The following is a 22,549-nucleotide window of genomic DNA, read 5'->3' on the forward strand; positions in this document are numbered from 1 at the left end:
AAGAATCTCCGGGGCTAGCCGCGTGCGGTCAGCCAGGCGTCGATGGCCTGGACGAAACCGTCGACGCTCAGCAGGGGTTTGCCCGTGAAGACCGCGTGGAGGTGCTCGACCCCGACCGGGTCGTTCCAGGCGCGGGCGCGTCGGCAGGTTTCGTCGTCGGTGGCCGCGCGGAGGAGGTCCCAGCCGTGCCAGGTCGCGACGAGGGCGGCGTCGATCGCCGGGTCGGCCAGGGTTGCCAGGTCCCAGTCGACGACGCCGGTCAGTTTGCCGTCCGCGTCGAAGTGGACGTTGTTGCCGCCGAGGTCGCCGTGGACAAGCCTGGCCGGAACCTCGTCGAGCGCCAGCAGGGTGTCGAGGTGGCGCCGGACGCCGTCCTGCCATTTCGGCGACAGGCGCGGGATGACCTCGTCGCTCAGGATGTCCGCCCAGCCCAGGCCGTCGGCGTGCTTGCGCGGCCGGTGGAGGACGGCTTCGAGTTCTGGCGAGATCTCCGTCTCGCGCAGCGCTGCCAGGAGTGGGCCGAACGCCGCTGGGTCGCCGACGCCTTCTGGCAACCCTTCGCCGTCGATCCACGAGATCGCGACGGCCGCTTGTTCGCCGAAGGTGGTCACCGGGGTCAGCGGCTCCGGCACGGCGAAGGGCAGGCCGGCGGCGGCGACCGCGCGGAGGATTTCGACCCGGCGCGGCAGCTCGGCGGCGGCGCTGGGGCGTTTGGTGATCCGCACCGCGGCGACGCCGGGCAGCAGCACGACGTGGTGCATATTCCCTTGTGCGGCAAGGCTTGCGGAGCGGAGAGGAGCGCCGGGGACGAGCGTTTCGGCGATTTCCAGCAGGTCAGCGGGGACTGGGTGCGGCATGCGGCGATTCTGCCGGACCGGCGTGCGGTGCCGTCGGGGCGGCTGAACCGCGTTCAGGCCGCGTGGTCGCCGGGTCGCTGCGCTTTCGCCGTCTAGGCGGCGACACGCCCAGCCCCGCCGAACGCGGCAGACGGCACCGTCGAGACAGCTACCGCGCACCACATCCAGACCCGCCTCACCGACGAGGCGGCAACGGCACCACGTCCAGATCCCGGGCCACGTGGATCTCTCCGTCGAACACCTTGGCGGCCTCGTCGCGGAACCGGTCCGCCTCGGCGTAGGGGTAGCGCTGCGAGAAGTGCGTCAGCAGCAGCTCCCGGGCGCCCGACTCCGCCGCCAAGCGGCCGGCGTCGGTGCTGGTCAGGTGGCCGTAGCGGTAGGCGAGGTCGGCGTCGTCGGCGCGGAAGGTCGATTCGGCGATCAGCAGGTCCGCTTCGCGTGCGCAGGCGAAAGCGCCCGCGCACAGGCGGGTGTCCATCACGAACGCGACGACCTGGCCCCGGCGGGGCACGCTCACATCTTCCAGGCGGACCACGCCACGAGCCGTCTCCAAATGGCCCTCGGCCTGGAGTTTTCGGACCGCGGGGCCTTGGACGCCTGCTGCGGCGAGGGCGTCCGGGAGCATCCGGATTCCGTCTGGTTCGGCGTAGCGGTAGCCGAAGCAGTCGATGCGGTGTTCCAGCGGGTACGCCGACAGCGCGCCGCCCAGTGGGCCGGGGGCGGAGATCGGCAGCGGGACCAGTTCGGCGCGTTCGTGGAACGACGTCGAGTGCCGCAGCCGGTCGAAGTACTCCTGGCCGGACGCTGGGTAGTGGCAGCGCACGGGGTGCGCGACTCCGTCCAGGGACAGGCGCTGGATGATGCCGGCCAGGCCGAGGCTGTGGTCGCCGTGGAAGTGGGTGACGCACAGGTGCGTGAGTTCGGACGCCGTCGCGCCGGCGTACATCATCTGCCGCTGGGTGCCTTCGCCCGGATCGAACAGGATGCCGTCGGCGTCGAAGCGCAGCAGGTAGCCGTTGTGGTTGCGGTGCCGGGTCGGGGTCTGGCTCGCCGAGCCCAGCACGACGAACTCGCGTCGGGACATGACGATCATCTTCGCGCCGCGACCGGGCCCGGCGCCACCGAAATGAACGCCGCGGAAACAGCGGCGGCCGTCCGGGATGAAATTCTCCGGACGGCCGCTCGCCTAATTGCCGCGCGAATTCGTTCGGTCACTTTCCGCGAATTGCCAGCGTTTCCCGATACCAGTTTTCCGCCTGGGCCAAACGGACGCCGAGTCCCGGTCCCCGGGGCACGCCGGTGACCGCCCAGACGCGGCTGCTGTCGTACCAATGGTCCCGGGTGAGCAGCGACCATTGGTGCTCGCTGAGCCACGGCGTGCGCGCCCGGTGTTCGTGCGGCGGCAGGTCGTGCTCGGGGACCGGCAGGTCGAGCAGGCGGCAGACGGCTTCCAGCAGGTCGCGCATCCGCACCGGCTCCGGGTCGGCCACGTGGAACACCTCGCCCGGTCTGCCCAGCGCCGGGTCCAGCGCGAACGCGGTGAGCACGGCGGCGAGATCCTCCGACGAGACAACGGAGGTCCGGGATCTGCCGCCCGCGGCCCACGCCGGGACCGCCCGCAGCCACCGCACCAGCGCCGGGACCACGTGCCGGTCGCCGGCGCCGTACACCAGGTGGGGCCGCAGAACGATCCCGCCTGCCGCGCGGACCTGCTGTTCTCCGGCCAGCCTGGTGCGGCTCGTGGCCGAGGCGGGCCCGAGGTCGAGCGTGTCCTCGGGCGCGCCTCGGTGTTCGCCGTCGCGGTAGACCGCGCAGGTGCTCAGCGACACGATCCGGCGCGTGCCCGCGCGGTGCGCCTCCGCGAGGAGCCGGGCCGTGCCGAGATCGTTGACCTCGGCGCATTCCTCTTCCGTGCCGCCGATCCGGGACGCGGCGTGCACGAGCGTCGCGACGCCCGTGCACGCCCCGGCCAGACTGGCGGCGTCGGCGAGGTCGCCGCAGTGGACCCGCGCGCCGGATCGCGTGATCCACTCCGGGACCTCGCCGCGCGCCAGCACCCGGACCGCGGCGCCGCGGGCGAGCAACGCCCGCAGCACCGCCGAGCCGATGAACCCGGTCGCGCCGGTGACGAGGATTTCCCCGGTCGTACTGTCCGCCCCCAGGCCGGCAGTCATGACCTGCGCATCGCCAGGGTGCCGCTCGCCACGGGGCTGCCCTTCTGCTCCGCCACCACGCGGACCAGCCGGGACCCGTCCGTGTCGGTGCCGATTTCTTCCGCCGTGAGCAGGCATTCCGAGTCGAACTCGACGTAGACGGAGAACTCGAAGTCCGAACGCAAGGGCAGCGCGTACGGATCGCCGAGCGTCAGCAACGCCGCCTGCCTGGCACCCTCCAGCAGCACCATCCCCGGAACGTGGTCCACCGAGTGGTCGAACAGGACCGGGTGGTCCGGATCGAACTGCAAGGACCACGTGCCGGGCGTCGCGGTCTCCGCGACCAGCACGTCTTCCTTGCGTTCCCGGCCGACGAGCGCCGGATCCACGGTGGGCAGCGCGATCGCCTGGAACGGCGTCGCCGCGAAGTGATCGCCGCGCAGCCGGCGGTAGACCGCCGGGGACACACAGCGAACGGTCTCCGAAGCGGTGCCGATCAGCTCGCCGTCGCGGAAACAGCCGAACTCGAACCGCATGCCGCCGACGTTGTTGCCCCGGCGGATCACGTCCAGCGCCCTCGCGCGGAGCACCACGTCGATCGGCCTGCCCTCGGTGACCAGCCCTTCGGGGGTGATAGCGCTGGTCTTGTGGCCGGAGACGAACGCGGTGCCGAGCGAGACGCCGTACGCGCGGTGCGCGACCAGCATGATCGCCTGGCGGAACGTTTCCAGATACAGCATGGGATCGTGCGATCCCGGAGTACGCGGTCCGAAGAACCCGTGCCGGCGCGGCCATTGCGCGCCGACTTCGAACCGGTCCTCGCCCACGATGTTCAGATCAGTGACGAAAACTTCCGAGACGGCCGCGCGGTGCACGAGATTGCGCGGGATCGTCTGCTGGAAGTCGACCGGGCAACCGCCCGCCGAACTCTCGCCATCGATGATGAAGTTTCTTCCGACAGACTCCTCTAACAACGTACCGACCATGTCGGTCCTCCCAGAAAAAGAACTTCCCCAGTACCCCCACTACATGTTTAGCGGAAACGGGCGAACAAAACCATACCTACCTACCGGTTTTTTTCTCTGGCTCCGGGGGTCGGCAAAGAGGTAGACTGGCGTGTCAGCGTGGCCCGGAGTGGGCCCGCAGCACCTCGAAAGGAGTCACAGTGGCTCGCCAGGAACGCGCGGAGCAGACCCGCAATGCCATCCTCGACGCCGCCGCGTCCAGGTTCGACGCGGTCGGCTTCCTCGGCGCGAGCCTGTCGGACATCCTCGCCGAGGCCGGGGTCACCAAGGGCGCGCTGTACTTCCACTTCAAGTCCAAGGACGAACTCGCCGACGCGCTGATCAACGAGCAGTTCACCGTCTGGGACTCGCTGGCCGACATCGAAAACCCCGGGCTGCAGACGGTCATCGACCTCACCCAGAACATGGGGCACAGCCTGCGCAAAGACGTGCGCGTGCGGGCCAGCATCCGGCTGGTCATCGAGCAGGGCTCGTTCGTCACGCCCGCCGCGGGCGCGTACAAACAGTGGACCGACACCATCCACGGCTGCCTGCTCGCCGCGAAAGCGGCCGGTGACGTGCGGAAAGACGTCAACGCGCACGATCTCGCGCAGTACGTGGTCGCGTCGTTCACCGGGAGCCAGCTCAGCTCGCAGGTGCTCACCGGGCGGACCGACCTGCACGAGCGGGTCACGTTCATGTGGCAGACCATCCTGAACGCCGTGGTCCCGCCGCGGCGGCTGCACAAGTTCGATCCGGCCGGGATTCCGCTCGCCGACGCCGAGTGAGGGTTGAAACCGGGCGGTCGGTTTTCAGCCCGTGAGTCTGCCGGAGTGAGGTTGTCGCGATGCGCCGCGGGCGGAACCGGGCGACCGGTCCGCTCCGGTCCGCCTGACGCGGCAACGGGAATTCCCGCCGGCTTCAGGCGCCGGTCGCCTCCGCGGCCGAATCCGACGGCTGGGACACCTCGATCACCCGCCACAGCTCCGAGAGCGTGCTGACCAGGTCCGTTCCGGGCGGGATCGTGCCGCTGGCCGCCGCTGATTCCAGTCCCACACAGGTCACCACGACCAGCAGGGCCGCCATGTCCGGGCGGACGTGCGGGCTCAGCTCCCCGCTCCGTGCGCCGCGGCGATGTGGGCGCGCACCTGGCCCAGCCACGCGCGGACGAACGCGACGAAGCGCGGGTCGTTCGAGCCCATCTCCCTTGCCAGCCGGAAGCTCGCGCCCACCTTGGTGTCCTCGGCGAGCCAGCCCATCAGTGCCCGGCTCAGGTCGGCCAGCCTGCGCAGGTGCGGACGACGCCCGCGCGCTCGCGCGACGTGCCGGTGCAGGACCGCGACCGCGGCCGACTGCACCTCGTCGCAGATCTCGTCCTTCGACGAGAAGTGGAAGTACAGCCCGCCCTTGGTGACCCCCGCCTCGCGTGCGATGTCCACCATGCTCGTGGCCGCGTAGCCGTCCCGGTGCAGCAGTGCCGCCGCGGCGTCCAGCAGCAGATGCCGGGTCAGCTCCGCGCGGGCCTGTTTCGTCACCGTCTTTCCCATCGTCTCGCGCCGGGTGCGGCACGGCGTGCGTTCCGGCCCGCTCATCATGACATACCGACCGCCCGGTTTACCAGCGTTCAGGCCCGATTACCTGCCCACATTCGGCTGCTCAAGATCGAAACAGACCAACCTCCCGGTTTCTCCTTGAAAACCGACCTCCCGGTTTGCTATGGTTCAACAGCGGACCCGGCTCGGACCGGCAGGCATCGGCGCTGGGGCGCCGCCGGGCGGGTCCGGCGCGAGAGACACCGGAGGGCAGTCATGCTGAACTACGAAATTCTCGGACAGATCAGAGTGAGCGGCCGGCCCGGCGTCTGTGCCCCGCGGGCCCGCAAGATCGAGACCCTGCTGTCCGTGCTGCTGGCGAAGAACAACCAGGTCGTGACCGCCGAGCACCTGATCAGCGAGATCTGGGGCGAGCATCCGCCGGCCCGGGCGAGCGCGGCGCTGTACGTGTACGTGTCGCAGCTACGGAAACTGTTGCGCGGCAACGGTGAAACCGCGGAAGACAGCCCGGTTGTCACCAGTCCGCGCGGGTATTCGCTGCACGTCGGCATCGAGGAACTCGACGCCGACCGCTTCACCCGGCTCTACGAACAGGGCCGCACGCTGCACTGGGACCGCAGCTACGGCCAGGCCGCGAAGGTGCTGCGCGAGGCCACGAACCTGTGGCGCGGCCCGGCTTTCGGCGGCTTCACCGACTCGCCCGACGTGCAGGCGTACGCCACGCTGCTCGAGGAGAGCCGGCTCGGGTGCCTTGAGCTGCTGATGGAAACGGAGCTGCTCATCGGGCGGCACCGCGAGGTCGTGGGGCAGCTGTCCGCGCTGGCGAAGGAGCACACGCTTCGCGAGACCTTCACCGAGTACCTGATGACCGCCCTCGCCCGCTCCAACCGGCGGGCCGAGGCGCTGGAGACGTTCGCTTCGGCGCGGCAGAACCTGGTGCAGCAGCTGGGGATCGAGCCGGGGAGTTCGCTGCGGAAACTGCATCACAGCATTCTCGTCGGGGAGATGTCGGACGCGGTCTGATCCTGACCCGCGTCCCTTCCGGCCCGGTCTTCCGCCACAAGCGGGGGGCCGGGCCGTTTTTATGCCGGGCGGGCAAAAGCCGTGAAGGACTCCTTGCGGTATTCCCGCAAGGAGTCCTTCACGACACCCCTCAGCTTCGGTAGACCGAAACCACGAAACCGCCGCACGTGACCGGTTCTCCGTACCAACCGCCCCAGCGGCTGTCCAAGGCCAGGCCGGCCAGTTCGGCCATCAGGTCCAGTTCCGCGGGCCACACGTAACGCAACGGCAGCGAAGCATCGGCCAGTTGCACGATTTGCCGTACGTCGTCGACTGTGCGTACGCGGGCGTCCGCGGCCCAGCAGGTCGGGTCTGGGTGCCTGCCCTGCACCACCAGTGCGCCGCCGGGGCGCAGGAGGCGGCTGTAGCGGCCGATGGCGCGCAGCTGGTCTCGCTGGTCCGGCAGGCGGGACAGGACGTCCGCGCCCAGGTAGCCGGTGTCGAAGCGCGGGCCGGGTTCCAGGTGGACCTCGTAGCCTTCTCCGGCCAGTGCGTCCGCGACCGGGCCGCCGCCGGGGACCAGGATCCGGCCGGAGCCGGGGTGGGACACGCGGTCGGTTACTTCGGAGAGGAACGCGACCGCGCCCGCGGGGTCGTCCGCGAGCGGGGCCAGCCATTCGGCCACGGGATCGGCCGGCTTTTCCATCACCCGGGTCGGCATTGCCGCCACCTCACTTCACGCAGTGGTCCTCTCTACTCCACAGAGAGTGCCGGAGCGATCTAAAGCCGACCTAGCGGAATCGGGGTCCCCTAGGCGCGACGGAAGGCGGCCCGCACCGTTGCGGGCCGCCCTTCCCCAGGAGCCGGGTTTAGTCCTCGTCCCCTCCCCCGATCGCCATGCTGATCAGGGCGTCCGTGTCCAGTTCGTCGATCGAGTCCTCGCCGACCGCGGGCACCTCCGGTTCGGCCTCGGCCTGTTCCGGAACCTGGATGCCCGCCAGGTCGAGCAGCCCGTCCAGCAGGCCCGCCGAACGCAGCTTCTCGAGCGGGATCGCCGCCAGCGCGTCCCGGATTCCCTGGTCCGACAACGGTTCCGGCTCGGCCTCGGCCGGGGCCAGCTCGCTGACCAGATGCTCGGCGAGGATCCGCGGCGTCGGGTAGTCGAAGATCAGGCTGACCGGCAGCTTCAGCCCGGTGACGAGGCTGAGCTTGTTGCGGAAGCCGGTGGCGGACAGGGAATCGAAGCCGACCTCGTTGAACGAGCGGTCCGCTTCCACCGCCTCCGGGCCGGCGTGCCCGAGCAGCGTCGCCGCGTGTGTGCGCACCAGCGTGAGCACGGTCGGCACCCGCTTGCCCGGCGCGAGCGCGCCGAGCTTCTGCGCCAGCGATTCGGTGTCCTCCACCGCCGCCTGCGCCGCACGACGGCCGCGGGTGCCGGCGAGTTCGCGCAGGACAGCCGGGAGGTCGTCGTCGCCGGAGGACGCCAGGAGGCGGGTGTCCAGCGCGATCGGCACGAGCAGCGGTTCGGGGGAACCGGCTGCCGCGTCCAGCAGCCGCAGACCATCCTCTGTGGACAGCGCGGTGATGCCGGTTTCGCCGATGCGGTGGGTGTCCGCGTCCTCCAGCACCGCGCCCATGCCGCCGTCCCACAGGCCCCAGGCGAGCGAGGAGCCCGCGAGTCCTTCGCGACGGCGGCGGACCGCCAGCGCGTCGAGGTAGGCGTTGGCCGCGGCGTAGCTGCCCTGCCCCGGTGCGCCGAGCACGCCGGCTGCCGAGGAGAACAGGACGAACGCGGTCAGGTTGCGGTCGCGGGTCAGCTCGTCGAGCGTGGCCGCGGCGTCGACCTTCGGGCGCAGGACGTTGTCGACGCGGTCTGGCGTCAGCGACGTCAGCACCCCGTCGTCCAGGACACCGGCGGCGTGCACGACTCCGCGCAGGTCGACTCCGTCCAGCAGGGCGGAAACCGCGGCGCGGTCTGCCACGTCGCAGGCGGCGAGGGTGACCTCGGCGCCGAGACCGGACAGTTCGTCTCGCAGCTCGGTCGCGCCCGGTGCGTCCGCACCGCGACGGCTGACCAGCAGCAGGTTCCGCACGCCGTGTTCGGTCACCAGGTGCCGGGCGACGGAACCGCCGAGTGCGCCGGTCGCGCCGGTGACCAGCACGGTGCCGTCCGGGTCCCAGACCGGGGCGGCAGCCGCGTCGGCAGCCCGTTGCAGGCGTGGCACCAGCACCGCGCCTGCCCGGAGCGCGACCTGCGGTTCGTCCGAGACCGACGCCGCGGCGAGGGTGCGGCCGCTGGGGGTTCCGGTGCCGAGGTCGACCAGGGTGATCCGGTCCGGGTGCTCGGCTTGCGCCGAACGGACCAGTCCGGCCACCGCGGCTCCGACCGGGTCGGGGCTCTCCTCGGCGTCGGTCGCGACCGCGCCTCGGGTGACCACCAGCAGCGAGCCCTCCGGACGGCCGAGGAACGTCTGCAGTTCGCCGAGGACCCGGTGCAGCTCCGCGTGCACGTCGTCGCCGCCGGCGGGCAGCACGACCAGGCCGGACGCGTCGCCGATGCTGGCCGCGGCGGTGGCACCGAGGGCCTCGGTGAGGCCGAACGGGTCGTCGCCGACCACGGTCCAGTCGGTGACTTCGGCGACCGCGTCGAGGTCGGTCTGCTCCCACGCGAGGCGGAACAGTGACTCCGTACCCCCAGTTTCGGCGGCCTGCGGCTGGGCGGACATCGGGCGCAGCATCAGCGAATCCACCGAGGCGACCGGCGCACCGGCACCGTCCGCGATCTTGAGCGCGGCCGCGCCCGAGCCGATCTGCTTCACGTGCACCCGCAGCGTGGTCGCGCCGACCGCGTGCAGCCGGACGCCTTCCCACACGAACGGCAGCGCCGGTTCGTCGCCGACCGCGCCGGAGACGCCGATGGTGTGCAGAGCGGCGTCGAGGACGGCAGGGTGGATGCCGTAACGGTCCACATCGGACACATTCGCCGGAAGCTGGATCTCCGCGAACGCTTCCCCGTCGCCCTTCCAAGCCGCGACCAGACCGCGGAATGCCGGGCCGTAGGCGAGACCGTCGGCGGCCAGTTCCTCATAGGTGCCATCGAGTTGCACCTGGTCGGCGGCGGGCGGCCAGGCGGAGAGGTCGAACTTCTCCGTCTTGCCTGCCTTGGCCAGACGTCCGATGGCGTGCCGGGTCCACGGGACACCGTCCGCCGCGCCTTCCGGTCGCGAGTGGACGGTGAACGCGCGGCTGCCGTTTTCGGCCGCGTCGAGCGCGAACTGGACGCGCACGCCGGTCCGCTCCGGCACCACCAGCGGGTACTCCAGGGTCAGCTCCTCCAGCCGCGGGCAGCCGGCCTCGTCGCCGGCGCGGATCGCCATCTCGACGAAACCGGTGCCGGGGAACAGGATCGAGCCGCCGACGACGTGGTCGGCCAGCCACGGGTGCGTGCCGACGGACAGCCGTCCGGTGAACAGGAGCCCCTCCGCGCCGGCCAGCTCCGTCGCGGCGCCGAGCAGCGGGTGGTCTTCCTGGCCCGGCGCGGCAGCGGTGCTTTCCAGCCAGTAACGCTGGCGCTGGAACGGATACGTCGGCACCGGGACCAGGTGTGCGCCGGTCGGCTCGTAGATCGCGGACCAGTCGACGTCGACGCCGCTGACGTGCAGCTGCGCGACCCCGGTCAGTGCGGCGACCGCCTCGTCCTGCTCCTTGTGCAGCAGCGAAGCGAGCACGAGACCTTCCGGACGCTCGTCGAGGCAGGCGTCGGTCATCGCGGTGAGCGTTGTGTCCGGGCCCAGTTCGAGGAACCGGGTCACGCCGTCCGCTGCGGCCCGAGTCACCGCATCGCGGAACTGCACGCCTTCGCGGACCTGGTTCACCCAGTACTCCGGTGAGGTCAGGTTGTCGGCGGGCTCGCCGGTGACGGTGGAGATGATCGGGATCCTCGGGTCCGCATAGGACAGTCCTTCCGCGACATTACGGAACTCGGCGAGCATCGGGTCCATCAGTCGCGAGTGGAATGCGTGCGAGACGCGGAGTTGCTTGGTGCGCTCGAACTTCGCAGCCACCTCGGCGACCGCTTCCGCTTCTCCGGAGATCACGACCGCGGTCGGGCCGTTCACCGCAGCAATGTCCACAGTGTCCCCAACGGCCTCGCGGACCGCCTCAGGAGTCCCGTCGATCGCGACCATCGCGCCCCCGGTCGGCAGCGCCTGCATCAGCGCACCGCGGGCGACCACCAGCTTCGCGGCGTCGGCCAGCGAGAACACGCCAGCGCAGTGCGCGGCGGCGAGTTCGCCGATCGAGTGTCCGGCCAGCACGTCCGGCTTCACGCCCCAGGAACGGACCGTGCGGAACAGCGCGACTTCCAGCGCGAACAGCGCCGGTTGCGTCCAACGGGTCTCGTCGAGGCCGTCGCCGCTTTCGATCACTTCGCGCAGCGGACGGTCGAGGTGCTTGTCGAGTTCAGTGCACACCTCGTCGTAAGCCTCGGCGAAGGCCGGGTATCGCGCGGCCAGCTGCGTGCCCATCTGCGCCCGCTGCGAGCCCTGGCCCGCGAACAGGAACGCGGTGCGGCCGCTGCCAGTGGCGACGCCACTGACGACGCCGCGTGCGTCCTCTTCGTCGACCAGTGCCGCGAGGCCGCGGACGAACTGCGGCGACCGGCTGCCGATCAGCACTGCCCGGCGGTCGAACGCACTGCGCGCGGTCGCCAGCGAGAGACCGATGTCGGCGAGGCTGCCTTCCGGCTCTTCGTCCACATAGGACATCAGCTGCTCGGCCTGTGCCCGCAATGCGGCCGCGCCGCGCCCCGAGACCGGCCAGGCGACCGGGCCGTCGTACTCCGGGCTGGTCGAGGCAGTGACCTCGCGACGGTCGCCTTCCTCCAGGATGACGTGCGCGTTGGTGCCGCTCACACCGAAGGACGAGACGCCGACGCGGCGGGTGTGGCCGTTCGGCAGCCACTTCACCGGCTCGGCCAGCACCCGGACCGCACCCGAGGACCAGTCGATCTCGCTCGACGGCTTGCCCACGTTCAGCGTCGCGGGGAGTTCGCCGTGGCGCATCGCCTCGATCATCTTGATCACCCCGGCCGCACCTGCCGCGGCCTGGGTGTGCCCGATGTTCGACTTCACCGAACCAATCCACAGAGGACGGTCCGCCGAGGTCTGCGAGCCGTAAGTGGCCAGCAGCGCCTGGACTTCGATCGGGTCGCCGAGCTTCGTGCCGGTGCCGTGTGCTTCGACGGCGTCCACATCGGACGGTTCCAGTCCGGCGTCGGCCAGTGCCGCGCGGATCACCCGCTGCTGCGCGGGACCGTTCGGCGCGGTCAGGCCGTTCGAGGTGCCGTCCTGGTTCACTGCGCTGCCCTTGAGGACCGCGAGCACCTGGTGTCCGTTGGCGCGGGCGTCGGAAAGGCGCTCCAGCACCAGGACGCCGACGCCTTCGGACCAGGTGGTGCCGTCGGCGTCGTCGGAGAACACCTTGCACCGGCCGTCGGGGGCAAGACCCTGCTGACGGCTGAATTCCACAAAGGTCTCCGGCGTGGCCATCACCGTGACGCCGCCCGCCAAGGCGAGCGAGCAGTCACCGCCGCGCAGCGCCTGCGCCGCCATGTGCATCGCGACCAGCGACGACGAGCACGCGGTGTCGACCGACACCGCAGGGCCTTCGAGGCCAAGGGTGTAGGAAATCCGGCCGGTGACGATCGAGCCGGCGCTGTTCGCGCCCACGTAGTCGTGGTACTGGACGCCCGCGTACACGCCGGTCGGGCTGCCCTTGAGCGACACCGGGTCGATCCCGGAGCGCTCCAACGCCTCCCACGACGCTTCGAGCAGCAGGCGCTGCTGCGGGTCGATCATCGGCGCTTCCTTCGGCGAAACGCCGAAGAACGTCGGGTCGAAATCGCCCGCGTCGTAGACGAAGCCACCGCGTGCGACGTAGGTGGTGCCGGGGCGGCGGCCGGTCGGGTCGAGCAGGCCGTCGATGTCCCAGCCGCGGTCGGCCGGGAAGTCGCCGATCGCCTCGCGGCCCTCGGCGACCAGTTCCCACAGCTGTTCCGGCGACGTGACTCCGCCAGGCAGGCGGCAGGCCATGCCGACGATCGCGATTGGCTCGTCCGAGTTGTCCTTAGTGGACACCGTGCTGATTTCCACGGCCGTGCCGGCCAACTCGGCCAGCAGGTGCGCGGCCAGCGCCGACGGCGTCGGGTGGTCGAAGATCAGCGTGGCGGGCAGCCGCTGACCGGTGGCCGCGGTGAGGCCGTTGCGCAATTCGATCGCGGTCAGCGAGTCGAAGCCGAGCGACTGGAACTGCGCCGTCGGCTCGATCTCGTGCGCCGCGCGGTAACCCAGCACGGTGGCGGCGTGACTGCGGACCAGTTCCAGCACCGCGTCCCGACGGTCTTCTTCCGGCAGCCCCAGCAGGCGTCCGGCGAACGAGTCCACAGAGGACTCCGCAGCGGCGGCAGCAACCCGACGGGTGGTGCGGCCGACGAGCAGCTCCAGCGTGCGCGGGAGCCGGTCGAGCTTGCGCAGCAGCGGCAGGTCCAGCTTCGCCGGGACGGCGGTCGGCTGGCGGACGGCGAGCGCGCGGTCGAACAGCGCCAGACCCTCCGCTGTGGACAGTGGCACGACGCCGCTGGCCGCGAGCCGCTGCACCTCCTCTTCGGTGAGCGTGCCGCCCATGCCGCCGACCTCGCCCCACAGGCCCCAGTCCAGGGACAGACCCGGGAGGCCGTGCGCGACGCGGTGCGAGGCGAGGGCGTCCAGGTACGCGTTGGCCGCGGCGTAGCTGCCCTGGCCCGGCGCGCCGAGCACGCCGGAGACCGACGAGAACAGCACGAACGCGGACAGCGCGGTTTCGCGGGTGAGTTCGTGCAGGTTCAGCGCGCCGTCGACCTTCGGGGCGAGCACTGCGTCAACTCGCTCCGGCGTCAAAGCGGTGACCACGCCGTCGTCGAGCACACCGGCGGCGTGCACGACCGCGGTGAGCGGGTTCTCCTCCGGCAGCGACGCCAGGACGCCGGCCAGCGCCTCGCGGTCGGCGACGTCGCAGCGCTCCAGTCGGACGTCGACCTCGCTTTCCCGCAGCTCAGCGGCCAACTGGTCGAGGGCGGGCGTGATCCGGCGGCTGAGCAGCAGCAACCGGCGGACGCCGTGCTCGGCGACCAGGTGCCGGGCGAGCTTGCCGCCCAGCGCGCCGGACGCGCCGGTGACCAGCACCGTGCCGTGCGGGCAGAAGTACGGGCTGTCCAGTTCCGGCGTCGTGCGGACCAGCCGGGGCACGAGGACCGTGCCGAGCCGGACCGCCGCCTGTGCCTCGCCCGAGGCCAGGACCTGCGGCAACACCGCTTCCGGCGTGGTTTCGGCGTCGAGGTCGAGCAGGACGAAGGCGTCCGGGTTCTCCTCCTGCGCGGAGCGGACCAGGCCCCAGACCGCCGAGGCGGCGAGGTCGGTGACGTCTCCGGCGGCGGGGACCGCGCCGCGCGTGACCACTACGAGCCGGGCCTGCGAGGGGTGTTCCTCGGCGAGCCAGGCTTGCAGCGCGGACAGCACGCGGTGGGTCAGTTCGTGGGTCTCCGCAGCGGTGCCGGATTCGCCGATGCACTCCAGGATCTCGACATCGGCAGTGTCCACAGTGGCTTCACTGTCCGCCGAGCGCTGCCACTCGATCCGGTACAGCGGAGCGGCCTGTTCGGCGACCGGTGCGGTGAACGCGCGGAACACCGTCTCGGCAACCGTCGCGACCGGCGCGCCGGTCGGGTCGGCGAGCGCGATCTCGAAACTGTCCTCTGTGGTCGGTTTGAACCGCACGCGCAGCGCGGACGCACCGGTGGCGTGCAGCTCGACACCGGTCCAGCAGAACGGAACCAGGCCGACGCCGCCGTCGCCGCCACCGGCGACGCGCAGGGCGTGGGTGCACGCGTCGAGCGCGGCCGGGTGGAGGCCGAAGCGCTCGGCGTCACTGTCCTCGGGCAGCGCGACCTCGGCGAAGATCTCGCCGTCGCGCTTCCAGACTGCTTGCAGAGAACGGAAAAGCGGGCCGTAGGTCAGACCGGTGTCGGCGAAGTCGTCGTACACGCCGTCGATCGAGACCGGCTCTGCGCCGGCGGGCGGCCACTCGGTCAGCTCGGTGCCGCCGCGAGTCGACTGCGGCGTGACGCTGCCGCTGGCGTGCAGGGTCCAGTCCGCGTCGTCGTCCTCGGGTCGCGAATGGACAGTCACCGGGCGGACGTCGCGCTCCCCCGCCGCGCCGACAGTCACCTGAACCTGGATGCCGCCGCGGGCGGGCAGGACGAGCGGGCTGCCCAGGGTCAGTTCCTCGATCCGGCCGGAGCCGACCTGGTCGCCGGCGCGGACGACCAGCTCCAGGAACGCCGTGCCGGGCACGGTCACCGCGTCGCCGAGCTGGTGTTCGGCCAGCCACGGGTGCGTTTCGACCGACAACCGGCCGGTGAGCACGACGCCGTCGGTGTCGGCGAGCGAGACGGCTGCGCCGAGCAACGGGTGCCCGGCAGACGTCAGGCCAGCGGCGGTGACCTCGTCGCGGTTGGCGCGGGCATCGATCCAATACCGCTTGCGCTGGAAGGCATACGGCGGCAGGTCGACGCGCTGGGCGCCACGGTCGGCGAAGACCGCGGCCCAGTCCGGGGTCAGGCCGCTGACGAAGAGTTCGGCCAGCGCGGTGAGCGCGGCGGCCGGTTCCTCGCGGTCCTTGCGGAGCACCGGAACGACGAGCGCGTCGGACGTCTGGCGGACCAGCGCGGACAGCACACCGTCCGGGCCGACCTCGACGAACCGTCCGACACCTTGGGCGGCAAGGGTTTCGACGCCGTCGTGGAACCGGACCGCGGCCCGCACCTGGCGCACCCAGTAGTCCGGAGTGGACATGTCGACATCCGGGCCGACCGTGGAGACCAGCGGGATTTCCGGCTGGTGGTAGGTCAGGCCGCGGGCCGCGGCCGCGAACTCGGCCAGCATCGGCTCCATCAGCGGCGAGTGGAACGCGTGCGAGACCTTGAGCTTCGAGGACTTCCGGTCCGCGAACTCCGCCACCACGGCTGCGACGGCGTCTTCGGTGCCAGAAAGGACCACGGAGTCCGGGCCGTTGATCGCGGCGATACTGACCTCGTCGGTCAGGTGCGGGGTGACCTCATCCTCGGTCGCCTGCAACGCCACCATCGAACCGCCGGACGGCAGGGCCTGCATCAACCGAGCCCGCGCGGCCACCAGGTTGGCGGCGTCGGCCAGCGAGAGAACCCCGGCGACGTGCGCGGCGGAGAGTTCGCCGATCGAATGGCCGAGCAGGAAGTCTGGCTTGAGCCCCCACGACGCCAGCAGCCGGAACAGCGCCACCTCGACCGCGAAGAGCGCGGGCTGGGTGTAGCCGGTCTGGTTGATCAGGCGCGGTTTCTCGAACAGGACCGTCTTGAGTGGACGGTCGAGGTGCTGGTCCAGTTCGGCGCAGACCTCGTCCAATGCGGTACGGAAGACCGGGAACGCGGCGGCCAGCTCGGCCCCCATCCCGGCCCGCTGCGCGCCCTGTCCGGAGAACAGGAACGCGGTCAGCCCTTCCACCTGCGTGCCGGTGACGACGTCCGGAGTGGCGACGCCGTCCGCCAGCGCGGCGATGGCCTGCTTCGGGTCCTCGGCCAGCACGACCGCGCGATGCGACAGCGGCGAGCGCGAGGTGGCGAGCGAAAAGCCCAGGTCAAGCGGGGTCGCGGCAAACGACACCAGCTGCGCGGCCTGTGCTCGCAACGCGGCGCTGCCGTGGCCAGCCAGCGGCAGCGGAATCGCGACACCTTCCGGCCAGCTCGGCGTAACCGGCTCAGCGGCCTCCGCCGGAGGTGCTTCCTCCAGGATGATGTGCGCGTTGGTGCCGCTGACGCCGAACGACGAGACGCCCGCGCGACGTGGGCGTTCCCCAGCCGCCCACGGACGTTCTGTGCGCAGCACCTCGACCGCGCCGGAGGTCCAATCGACCTCAGTGGACGGTTCGGTGACGTGCAGTGTGCGCGGCAGCAGACCGTGCCGCATCGCCTGCACCATCTTGATCACGCCGCTGACACCCGCCGCCGCTTGCGCGTGGCCGATGTTCGACTTGATCGACCCCAGCCACAGCGGCTCGGTGCGGTCCTGGCCGTAGGTGGCCAGAAGTGCTTGCGCTTCAATGGGATCGCCCAGCGTCGTGCCGGTGCCGTGGCCCTCGACAGCGTCCACATCGGACGCCGACAGCCGCGCGTTGGCCAGCGCCTGCCGGATGACCCGCTGCTGCGAGGGGCCGTTCGGGGCGGTGAGGCCGTTGGAGGCACCGTCGGAGTTCACCGCGGAGCCGCGCACCACCGCGAGCACCGGGTGTCCGTTGCGCTGTGCGTCGGAAAGGCGTTCCAGCAGCAGGGTTCCCGCGCCTTCGGCCCAGCCGGTGCCGTCGGCGCTGTCGGAGAACGCCTTGCAGCGACCGTCCGCGGCGAGGCCGCGTTGGCGGCTGAACGCCAGGAACGGACCGGGCCGCGACATCACCATGACACCGCCCGCGAGGGCGAGCGCGCAGTCGCGCTGGCGCAGTGCCTGCACAGCGAGATGCAGCGCGACCAGCGAAGACGAGCACGCCGTGTCGATCGTGATGGCCGGGCCTTCCAGGCCGAGCGCATAGGCGATCCGGCCGGAGATGACCGAGGCGGCGTTGCCGGTGCTCAGGTAGTCCTCGACCTCGCCCGCGAGCACGGACGGCGGCAGCTCGTCGTAGTAGTCCTGGTCGCCGCTGCCGACGAACACGCCGACCTGCTGTTTCGCCAGCGAGTGCGGCGCGATGCCGGCGCGCTCGAAGGTCTCCCACGCCAGCTCCAGCACGAGCCGCTGCTGCGGGTCCATGGCGAGCGCCTCGCGCGGGGAGATGCCGAAGAACGGCGCGTCGAACTCGCCCGCGTCGTGGACGAAGCCGCCTTCGGAGACATAGCTCGTGCCTGGGCTGTCCGGGTCGGCGTCGAACAGGGTGTCCAGGTTCCAGCCTCGGTCGGAGGGGAACTCCCCGATCGCGTCCCGGCCCTGTGCGACCAGGTCCCACAGGTCGTCGGCGGACCGGACGCCGCCGGGATAGCGGCAGCCCATCGCGACGATCGCGATCGGCTCGGACTCGGCGGCCTCGACCGCGCGCAGCCGCGCCCGCGTTTCCTGCAGGTTGGCGGTCACCCGCTTCAGGTAGTCGACCAGCTTGGTTTCGTCGGTCCTGGCTTCGTCAGACATCTGGAGAACCTCTTGTCGCAGAATCAAGGGCGGGTGGTCAGGCGCCGAGTTCGTCGTCGATGAGGGCGAACAGTTCGTCGGTGGTGGCCGCGTCGAGCGCTTCGGAGCCGGACTGGCCGCCCGAGAGCGTCTGGTGCAGCGCGGCGACCACCGCCTGGAGCCGGGGCAGGATGCGGGACCGGTCGATCTCCGCGGCGTCGAGCGCGGCGGCCGCCGCTTCGAGCCGGTCGAGCCCGGCCTCGAGCGGGACCTCCGTCTCGCCCGCGCACAGCTGGCTCCACAGGTGCTCGGCCAGCGCCTGCGGGTTGACGTGGTCGAACGCGACCGTCGCGGGCAGCTTCAGCCCGGTGTTCGAGCCGAGCCGGTTGCGCAGGTCGACCGCGGTCACCGAGTCGAAGCCGAGTTCCTTGAAGGCCCGCGCGGGGTCCACCGCACCGCCGTCGTCGTAGCCGGCGACCGCGGCGACCTCGCCGCGCACCAGGTCCAGCACGGTCCGGCGCTGTTCGGCGGGCGTCAGCGCGGCCAGCCGGGTGGCGAGGTCGCCCGCGCCCACCGGTTCGGCGTCGGTCTGGTCGGCGGCCGCCTCGGGGATGCCGCGCAACAGCGGGCGGGGCCGGGCGAGCTGGTAGACCGGCGCGAACGCGGACCAGTCGATGTCCGCGACGACCAGCTGGGACTCGTCGTGGTCGAGCGCCTGGCCGAGGGCTTCGGCGGCCAGCCGCGGGTCCATCTCGGCCAACCCCATGCGGCGCAGCAGATCGCTCGCTTCCGCGTCGACCATGCCGCCCCCGCCCCAGGAACCCCAGGCCACCGCGGTCGCGGTGCGCCCGGCCGCACGGCGGCGGCGGGCCAGTGCGTCGAGGTAGGCGTTGCCCGCCGCGTAGGCGGGCTGGCCCGAGGTGCCCCACACCGCAGCCCCGGAGGACATCAGGACAAACGCGTCGAGTTCGGTGTCGCCGAGCAGCCGGTCAAGCAGTGCGGCACCGGTGACCTTCGCGCGGATCGCCGCGTTGAATTCCTCTGGCGTGACGTCGGCCAGTGCGGGTTCCCGGGTCAGCACCCCGGCGGCGTGCACCACGGCGGACGGCGGGTGCTCTGCGAGCAGCTTGGCCAGTGCCGTCTCGTCGGCAACGTCGCAGGCCACGACGGTGACGCGGGTGCCGGACAGCTCTTCCACCAGCTCCCGCGCGCCTTCCGCTTCAAGGCCGCGACGGCTGGTCAGCACCAGATGTTCCGCCCCGCGAGCGGCGAGCCAGCGCGCGACGTGCCCGCCGACCGCGCCGGTGCCGCCGGTGATGAGCACGGTGCCGCGCGGCTGCCACGGTTCGGCCGTGTCCGGGCCGAGCGGCGCGTGCACCATCCGCTTGGCGAACACTCCGGACGGCCGGATCGCGACCTGGTCCTCGTCGTTGACGCCGGAGACCACCGCGGCGAGCTTGGCCGCATCGGACGCATCGGTGATGTCCACCAGGCCGCCCCAGCTGCCGGGCTGGTCCAGCGACACCACAGTGCCGAGGCCCCAGACCGAGGCGGCTTCGGGGTCCGCGTCGGAGAAGGCGTCGACCGCCACCGCGCCTCGGGTGACGACCCAGGCGGGAGCGTCGATCTCGTTGTCCCGCAACGCTTGCAGCAGCGCGATCGTGGCGAGCGTCGGGTTGTCGTCGAGGGCGAGCAGCGACAGCACGCCGTCGAACGGACGGACTGCGGTGGCCTCGCCGAGCAACTCGGCCAGGGCCGCGCGGTTGCCGTCAACCGCGACCAGACGGACGACATCGCCTTGCTCGGCCAGTGCGTCCGCCAGTTCGGTCGCGGGTGCCACCCCGGCGGGGACGACGACCAGCCAGCTGCCGGTCAGTCCGCTGGTCACGCCGGACAGCGGGGCCCACGACACGCGGTACCGCCAGGAGTCCACCGTGGACAGTTCGGTGCGGCGGCCGTGCCAGGCGGCCAGAGCCGGGACGACCTCGGCGAGCGGGCCGGTTCCGACACCGAGCCGGGCGGCGAGCGCGTCGACGTCGCCGCCGGTCACGTCCTGCCAGAACTCCTGGTCGGCCACCGGGGTCGCCGTCCCGGGAGCGGTGGCGGCTTCTTCCTCGTGCCAGAAACGCTTGTGCTGGAACGGATAGGTCGGCAGGTCGGCGATCCGGCCGCCGGGGACCAGAGAGAGCCAGTCGACCGAGCCGCCGCGGACCGAGTACTCCGCCATCGAGGTGGCGAACCGGGTCAGGTCGCCCTCGTCGCGGCGCAGGGTGCCGGTGACCGAGCCGGTGTGCCCGGTTTCGTCCAGGGTTTCCTGGATGCTCATGGCCAGCACCGGATGCGGACTGATCTCGATGAACCGCGTGTAGCCTGCCTCGGCGAGCTGCGCGACGACCGGGGCGAACCGGACCGTGCGGCGCAGGTTCGCGAACCAGTACGCGGCATCCACAGTGGACTCTTCGACCGCGTCGAGGGTGACGGTGGAGGTCATCGCGACGTCACCGCAGCGCGGCGTGATCGGGCCGAGGTCGGCGAGCAGGCGGTCCGAAAGATGCTCGACGTGCGCCGAGTGCGACGCATAGTCCACCGGGACCAGCTTCGCGCGGAAGCCTTCGGCCACCAGTTGGTCACGCAGCTCTACGAGGGCTTCGGTGTCGCCGGACAGCACGGCCGACGTCGCGCCGTTGTCCGCGGCGATCGAGATGCGGCCGTCCCACGCGCCGAGCCGCTCTTCCAGTTCGGTGGCCGGGAGGCCCGCCGCGAGCATGCCGCCGCCGCGTCCGCCGAGGACGTCACCGATCGCCTTGCTCCGCAACGCGACCACCAGCGCACCGTCCTCAAGCGACAGTGCACCTGAGACGGTCGCCGCGGCGATCTCGCCCTGCGAGTGCCCGATCACCATGTCCGGCTCGACGCCGTGCGCGCGCCACAGCGCGGCCAGCGACACCATGACCGCCCACAGCATCGGCTGCACCACGTCGACCCGGTCGGCCGGCGGGGTTCCTGGCTCGCCGCGCAGGACCTCGATGACCGACCAGTCGGTGAACTTCCGCAGCGCGGTGTCGCATTCGGACATTCGGGCGGCGAAGACCGGGGACTGCTCGATGAGGTCAAGCGCCATGCCAGTCCACTGTGAACCTTGGCCGGGGAAGACGAAGACGGTCCGGCCACGGACATCCGCGGCACCGGTGATCACGTCCGGCCGCGAAGCGCCGGAAGCCAACGCACGCAAGGCTTCCTCGGCCTGCTTGCGGTCCTGAGCGACGACAACCGCCCGGTGGTCCAGCGGTGCGCGTCCGGTGGCGAGCGTGTGCACGACGTCGGCGAGGTCACTGTCCACTTGCGCCAGTTGTCCCGCCGACTCGGCGAGCGCGGCGGGCGTCTTCGCCGACAGTGCCAGCGGATAAACGGCGGCCGGAGGTTTAGCGGTTTCCTCCGTGGCCGGGGCCTGCTCCAGGATCACGTGCGCGTTCGTCCCGCTCACGCCGAACGACGACACCGCCGCCCGCCGCGGCCGGTTCACCTCAGGCCACTCGCGCGGTTCGGTGAGCAACTCGACCGCGCCAGAGGTCCAGTCGACATGCTTCGACGGCGTCCCGACATGCAACGTCTTCGGCAGCCGGGCGTGCCGCAGTGCCTGCACCATCTTGATCACGCCCGCCACCCCGGCGGCGGCCTGCGGGTGGCCCATGTTCGACTTGATCGAACCCAGCAGCAACGGCGCTCCGCTGCTGCGCTGCCCGTAGGTCTCCAGCAGCGACTGGGCTTCGATCGGGTCGCCCAACGCGGTCCCGGTGCCGTGTGCCTCGACAGCGTCCACATCGGACAGCGACAGTCCGCCGTCGGCAAGTGCGGCCTCGATCACGCGGACCTGCGAAGGACCGTTGGGTGCGGAGAAGCCGTTGCTGGCCCCGTCCTGGTTGACCGCCGAGCCGCGCAGCAGCGCGAGCACCCGGTGCCCGTTGCGCTGGGCGTCGGAAAGCCGCTCCAGGACCAGCACGCCGACGCCTTCAGCCCAGGAAGTCCCGTCGGCGTCGTCGGAGAACGACTTGCTCCGGCCATCCGCCGCGAGACCGCGACGGCTGCTGAAGTCGATGAACATCTCCGGCGTGCCCATCACCGCGACACCGCTCGCCAGCGCGAGCGTGCAGTCGCCGCGACGCAGCCCCTGCGCGGCCATGTGCAGCGCGACCAGCGAAGACGAGCACGCGGTGTCCACCGACACCGACGGTCCCTCAAGGCCGAGCGTGTAGGACACCTGACCGGACACCAGGCTGCCGCCCGGGCTGCCGCCGCTGTAGTCGTGGTACATCACGCCGGCGTAAACGCCGGTCGGGCTGCCCTTGAGCCCGTGCGGGTCGAGCCCGGCGCGCTCGAAGGCCTCCCAGGACGCTTCGAGCAGGATCCGCTGCTGAGGGTCGGCGCGGCGGGCGTCACGCGGGCTGATGCCGAAGAACTCGGCGTCGAAATCCGCTGCGTTGTAAAGGAAACCGCCGTGCCGGGTGTAGGTCTTGCCGGGTCGCTCGGGCGTCGGGTCGTAGACGCCCTCGACGTCCCAGCCGCGGTCGGCCGGGAACTCCCCGATCGCGTCGCGGCCCTCGTCGACGAGGTCCCACAGGTCGTCCGGCGTCCGGACGCCCCCGGGGTAGCGGCAGCTCATGCCGATGATCGCGATCGGCTCGGTGTCGCGCGTCTCCAGCTCGTGCAGCCGGCGGCGGGCCTGTTTCAGATCGGCCGTCGCACGCTTCAGGTAGTCGC

10 protein-coding genes and 1 pseudogene are annotated in these 22,549 nt (G+C 71.3%); 2 read left to right on the top strand and 9 right to left on the bottom strand.

What is annotated here, in order from left to right; genetic code table 11:
- Nucleotides 1-14: 14 nt before the first annotated feature.
- The 4 genes from RPX00_RS02400 to RPX00_RS02415 form a co-directional block, all read right to left on the bottom strand.
- Entirely contained in the window at nucleotides 15-857 is an 843-nt protein-coding gene (locus tag RPX00_RS02400; RefSeq protein WP_406637029.1) for an aminoglycoside phosphotransferase family protein, read from the bottom strand.
- 175 nt (nucleotides 858-1,032) lie between these two features.
- Complete coding sequence (locus RPX00_RS02405) at nucleotides 1,033-1,941, bottom strand: ribonuclease Z (RefSeq protein WP_406637031.1); 909 nt, start codon at nucleotides 1,939-1,941, stop codon at nucleotides 1,033-1,035.
- Nucleotides 1,942-2,068: 127 nt separating this feature from the next.
- Entirely contained in the window at nucleotides 2,069-3,031 is a 963-nt protein-coding gene (locus RPX00_RS02410; RefSeq protein ID WP_406637032.1) for an NAD-dependent epimerase/dehydratase family protein, read from the bottom strand.
- Nucleotides 3,028-3,996 carry a ScbA/BarX family gamma-butyrolactone biosynthesis protein gene (locus tag RPX00_RS02415; RefSeq protein ID WP_406637034.1) on the bottom strand — a complete coding sequence of 323 codons (969 nt, stop codon included), beginning with the start codon at nucleotides 3,994-3,996 and terminating at the stop codon, nucleotides 3,028-3,030. The genes RPX00_RS02410 and RPX00_RS02415 overlap by 4 nt, the downstream gene beginning before the upstream one ends.
- A 179-nt stretch (nucleotides 3,997-4,175) precedes the next feature.
- Here RPX00_RS02415 and RPX00_RS02420 point away from each other — a divergent pair, with 179 nt between their 5' ends.
- Nucleotides 4,176-4,802 (top strand): ScbR family autoregulator-binding transcription factor, encoded by a 627-nt coding sequence (locus RPX00_RS02420; RefSeq protein ID WP_406637036.1) that lies wholly within the window; start codon nucleotides 4,176-4,178, stop codon nucleotides 4,800-4,802.
- A gap of 133 nt (nucleotides 4,803-4,935) precedes the next feature.
- On the opposite strand, the gene RPX00_RS02425 is transcribed toward RPX00_RS02420, so the two are convergent.
- Nucleotides 4,936-5,100 carry a hypothetical protein gene (locus RPX00_RS02425; RefSeq protein ID WP_406637038.1) on the bottom strand — a complete coding sequence of 55 codons (165 nt, stop codon included), beginning with the start codon at nucleotides 5,098-5,100 and terminating at the stop codon, nucleotides 4,936-4,938.
- A gap of 20 nt (nucleotides 5,101-5,120) precedes the next feature.
- Nucleotides 5,121-5,606 carry a TetR family transcriptional regulator gene (locus RPX00_RS02430; protein ID WP_406637040.1) on the bottom strand — a complete coding sequence of 162 codons (486 nt, stop codon included), beginning with the start codon at nucleotides 5,604-5,606 and terminating at the stop codon, nucleotides 5,121-5,123.
- 216 nt (nucleotides 5,607-5,822) lie between these two features.
- Here RPX00_RS02430 and RPX00_RS02435 point away from each other — a divergent pair, with 216 nt between their 5' ends.
- A complete protein-coding gene (locus tag RPX00_RS02435) occupies nucleotides 5,823-6,590 on the top strand; it encodes a BTAD domain-containing putative transcriptional regulator (RefSeq protein WP_406637042.1) in 768 nt (255 codons plus the stop codon).
- A 130-nt stretch (nucleotides 6,591-6,720) separates the two neighbouring features.
- Here the strand turns inward: RPX00_RS02435 and RPX00_RS02440 are convergent, their stop codons facing one another.
- The 3 genes and pseudogenes from RPX00_RS02440 to RPX00_RS02450 form a co-directional block, all read right to left on the bottom strand.
- Entirely contained in the window at nucleotides 6,721-7,290 is a 570-nt protein-coding gene (locus RPX00_RS02440) for a hypothetical protein (RefSeq protein ID WP_406637044.1), read from the bottom strand.
- Between the two features lie 148 nt (nucleotides 7,291-7,438).
- Nucleotides 7,439-17,758, bottom strand: coding sequence for an SDR family NAD(P)-dependent oxidoreductase (locus RPX00_RS02445; protein ID WP_406642735.1), 10,320 nt, complete (start codon nucleotides 17,756-17,758; stop codon nucleotides 7,439-7,441).
- 91 nt (nucleotides 17,759-17,849) lie between these two features.
- A pseudogene (locus RPX00_RS02450) lies at nucleotides 17,850-22,547 on the bottom strand (type I polyketide synthase); the annotation flags it as partial.
- Between the last annotated feature and the right edge of the window lie 2 nt (nucleotides 22,548-22,549).

The sequence above is a fragment of the Amycolatopsis sp. WGS_07 genome (assembly GCF_045278895.1).
Classification (GTDB): Bacteria; Actinomycetota; Actinomycetes; order Mycobacteriales; family Pseudonocardiaceae; genus Amycolatopsis.

Coding starts and splice junctions, on each gene's coding strand:
- RPX00_RS02400 (WP_406637029.1), bottom strand. CDS start 857: ATGCCGCACCCAGTCCCCGCTGACCTGCTGGAAATCGCCGAAACGCTC.
- RPX00_RS02405 (WP_406637031.1), bottom strand. CDS start 1,941: ATGTCCCGACGCGAGTTCGTCGTGCTGGGCTCGGCGAGCCAGACCCCG.
- RPX00_RS02410 (WP_406637032.1), bottom strand. CDS start 3,031: ATGACTGCCGGCCTGGGGGCGGACAGTACGACCGGGGAAATCCTCGTC.
- RPX00_RS02415 (WP_406637034.1), bottom strand. CDS start 3,996: ATGGTCGGTACGTTGTTAGAGGAGTCTGTCGGAAGAAACTTCATCATC.
- RPX00_RS02425 (WP_406637038.1), bottom strand. CDS start 5,100: ATGGCGGCCCTGCTGGTCGTGGTGACCTGTGTGGGACTGGAATCAGCG.
- RPX00_RS02430 (WP_406637040.1), bottom strand. CDS start 5,606: ATGAGCGGGCCGGAACGCACGCCGTGCCGCACCCGGCGCGAGACGATG.
- RPX00_RS02435 (WP_406637042.1), top strand. CDS start 5,823: ATGCTGAACTACGAAATTCTCGGACAGATCAGAGTGAGCGGCCGGCCC.
- RPX00_RS02440 (WP_406637044.1), bottom strand. CDS start 7,290: ATGCCGACCCGGGTGATGGAAAAGCCGGCCGATCCCGTGGCCGAATGG.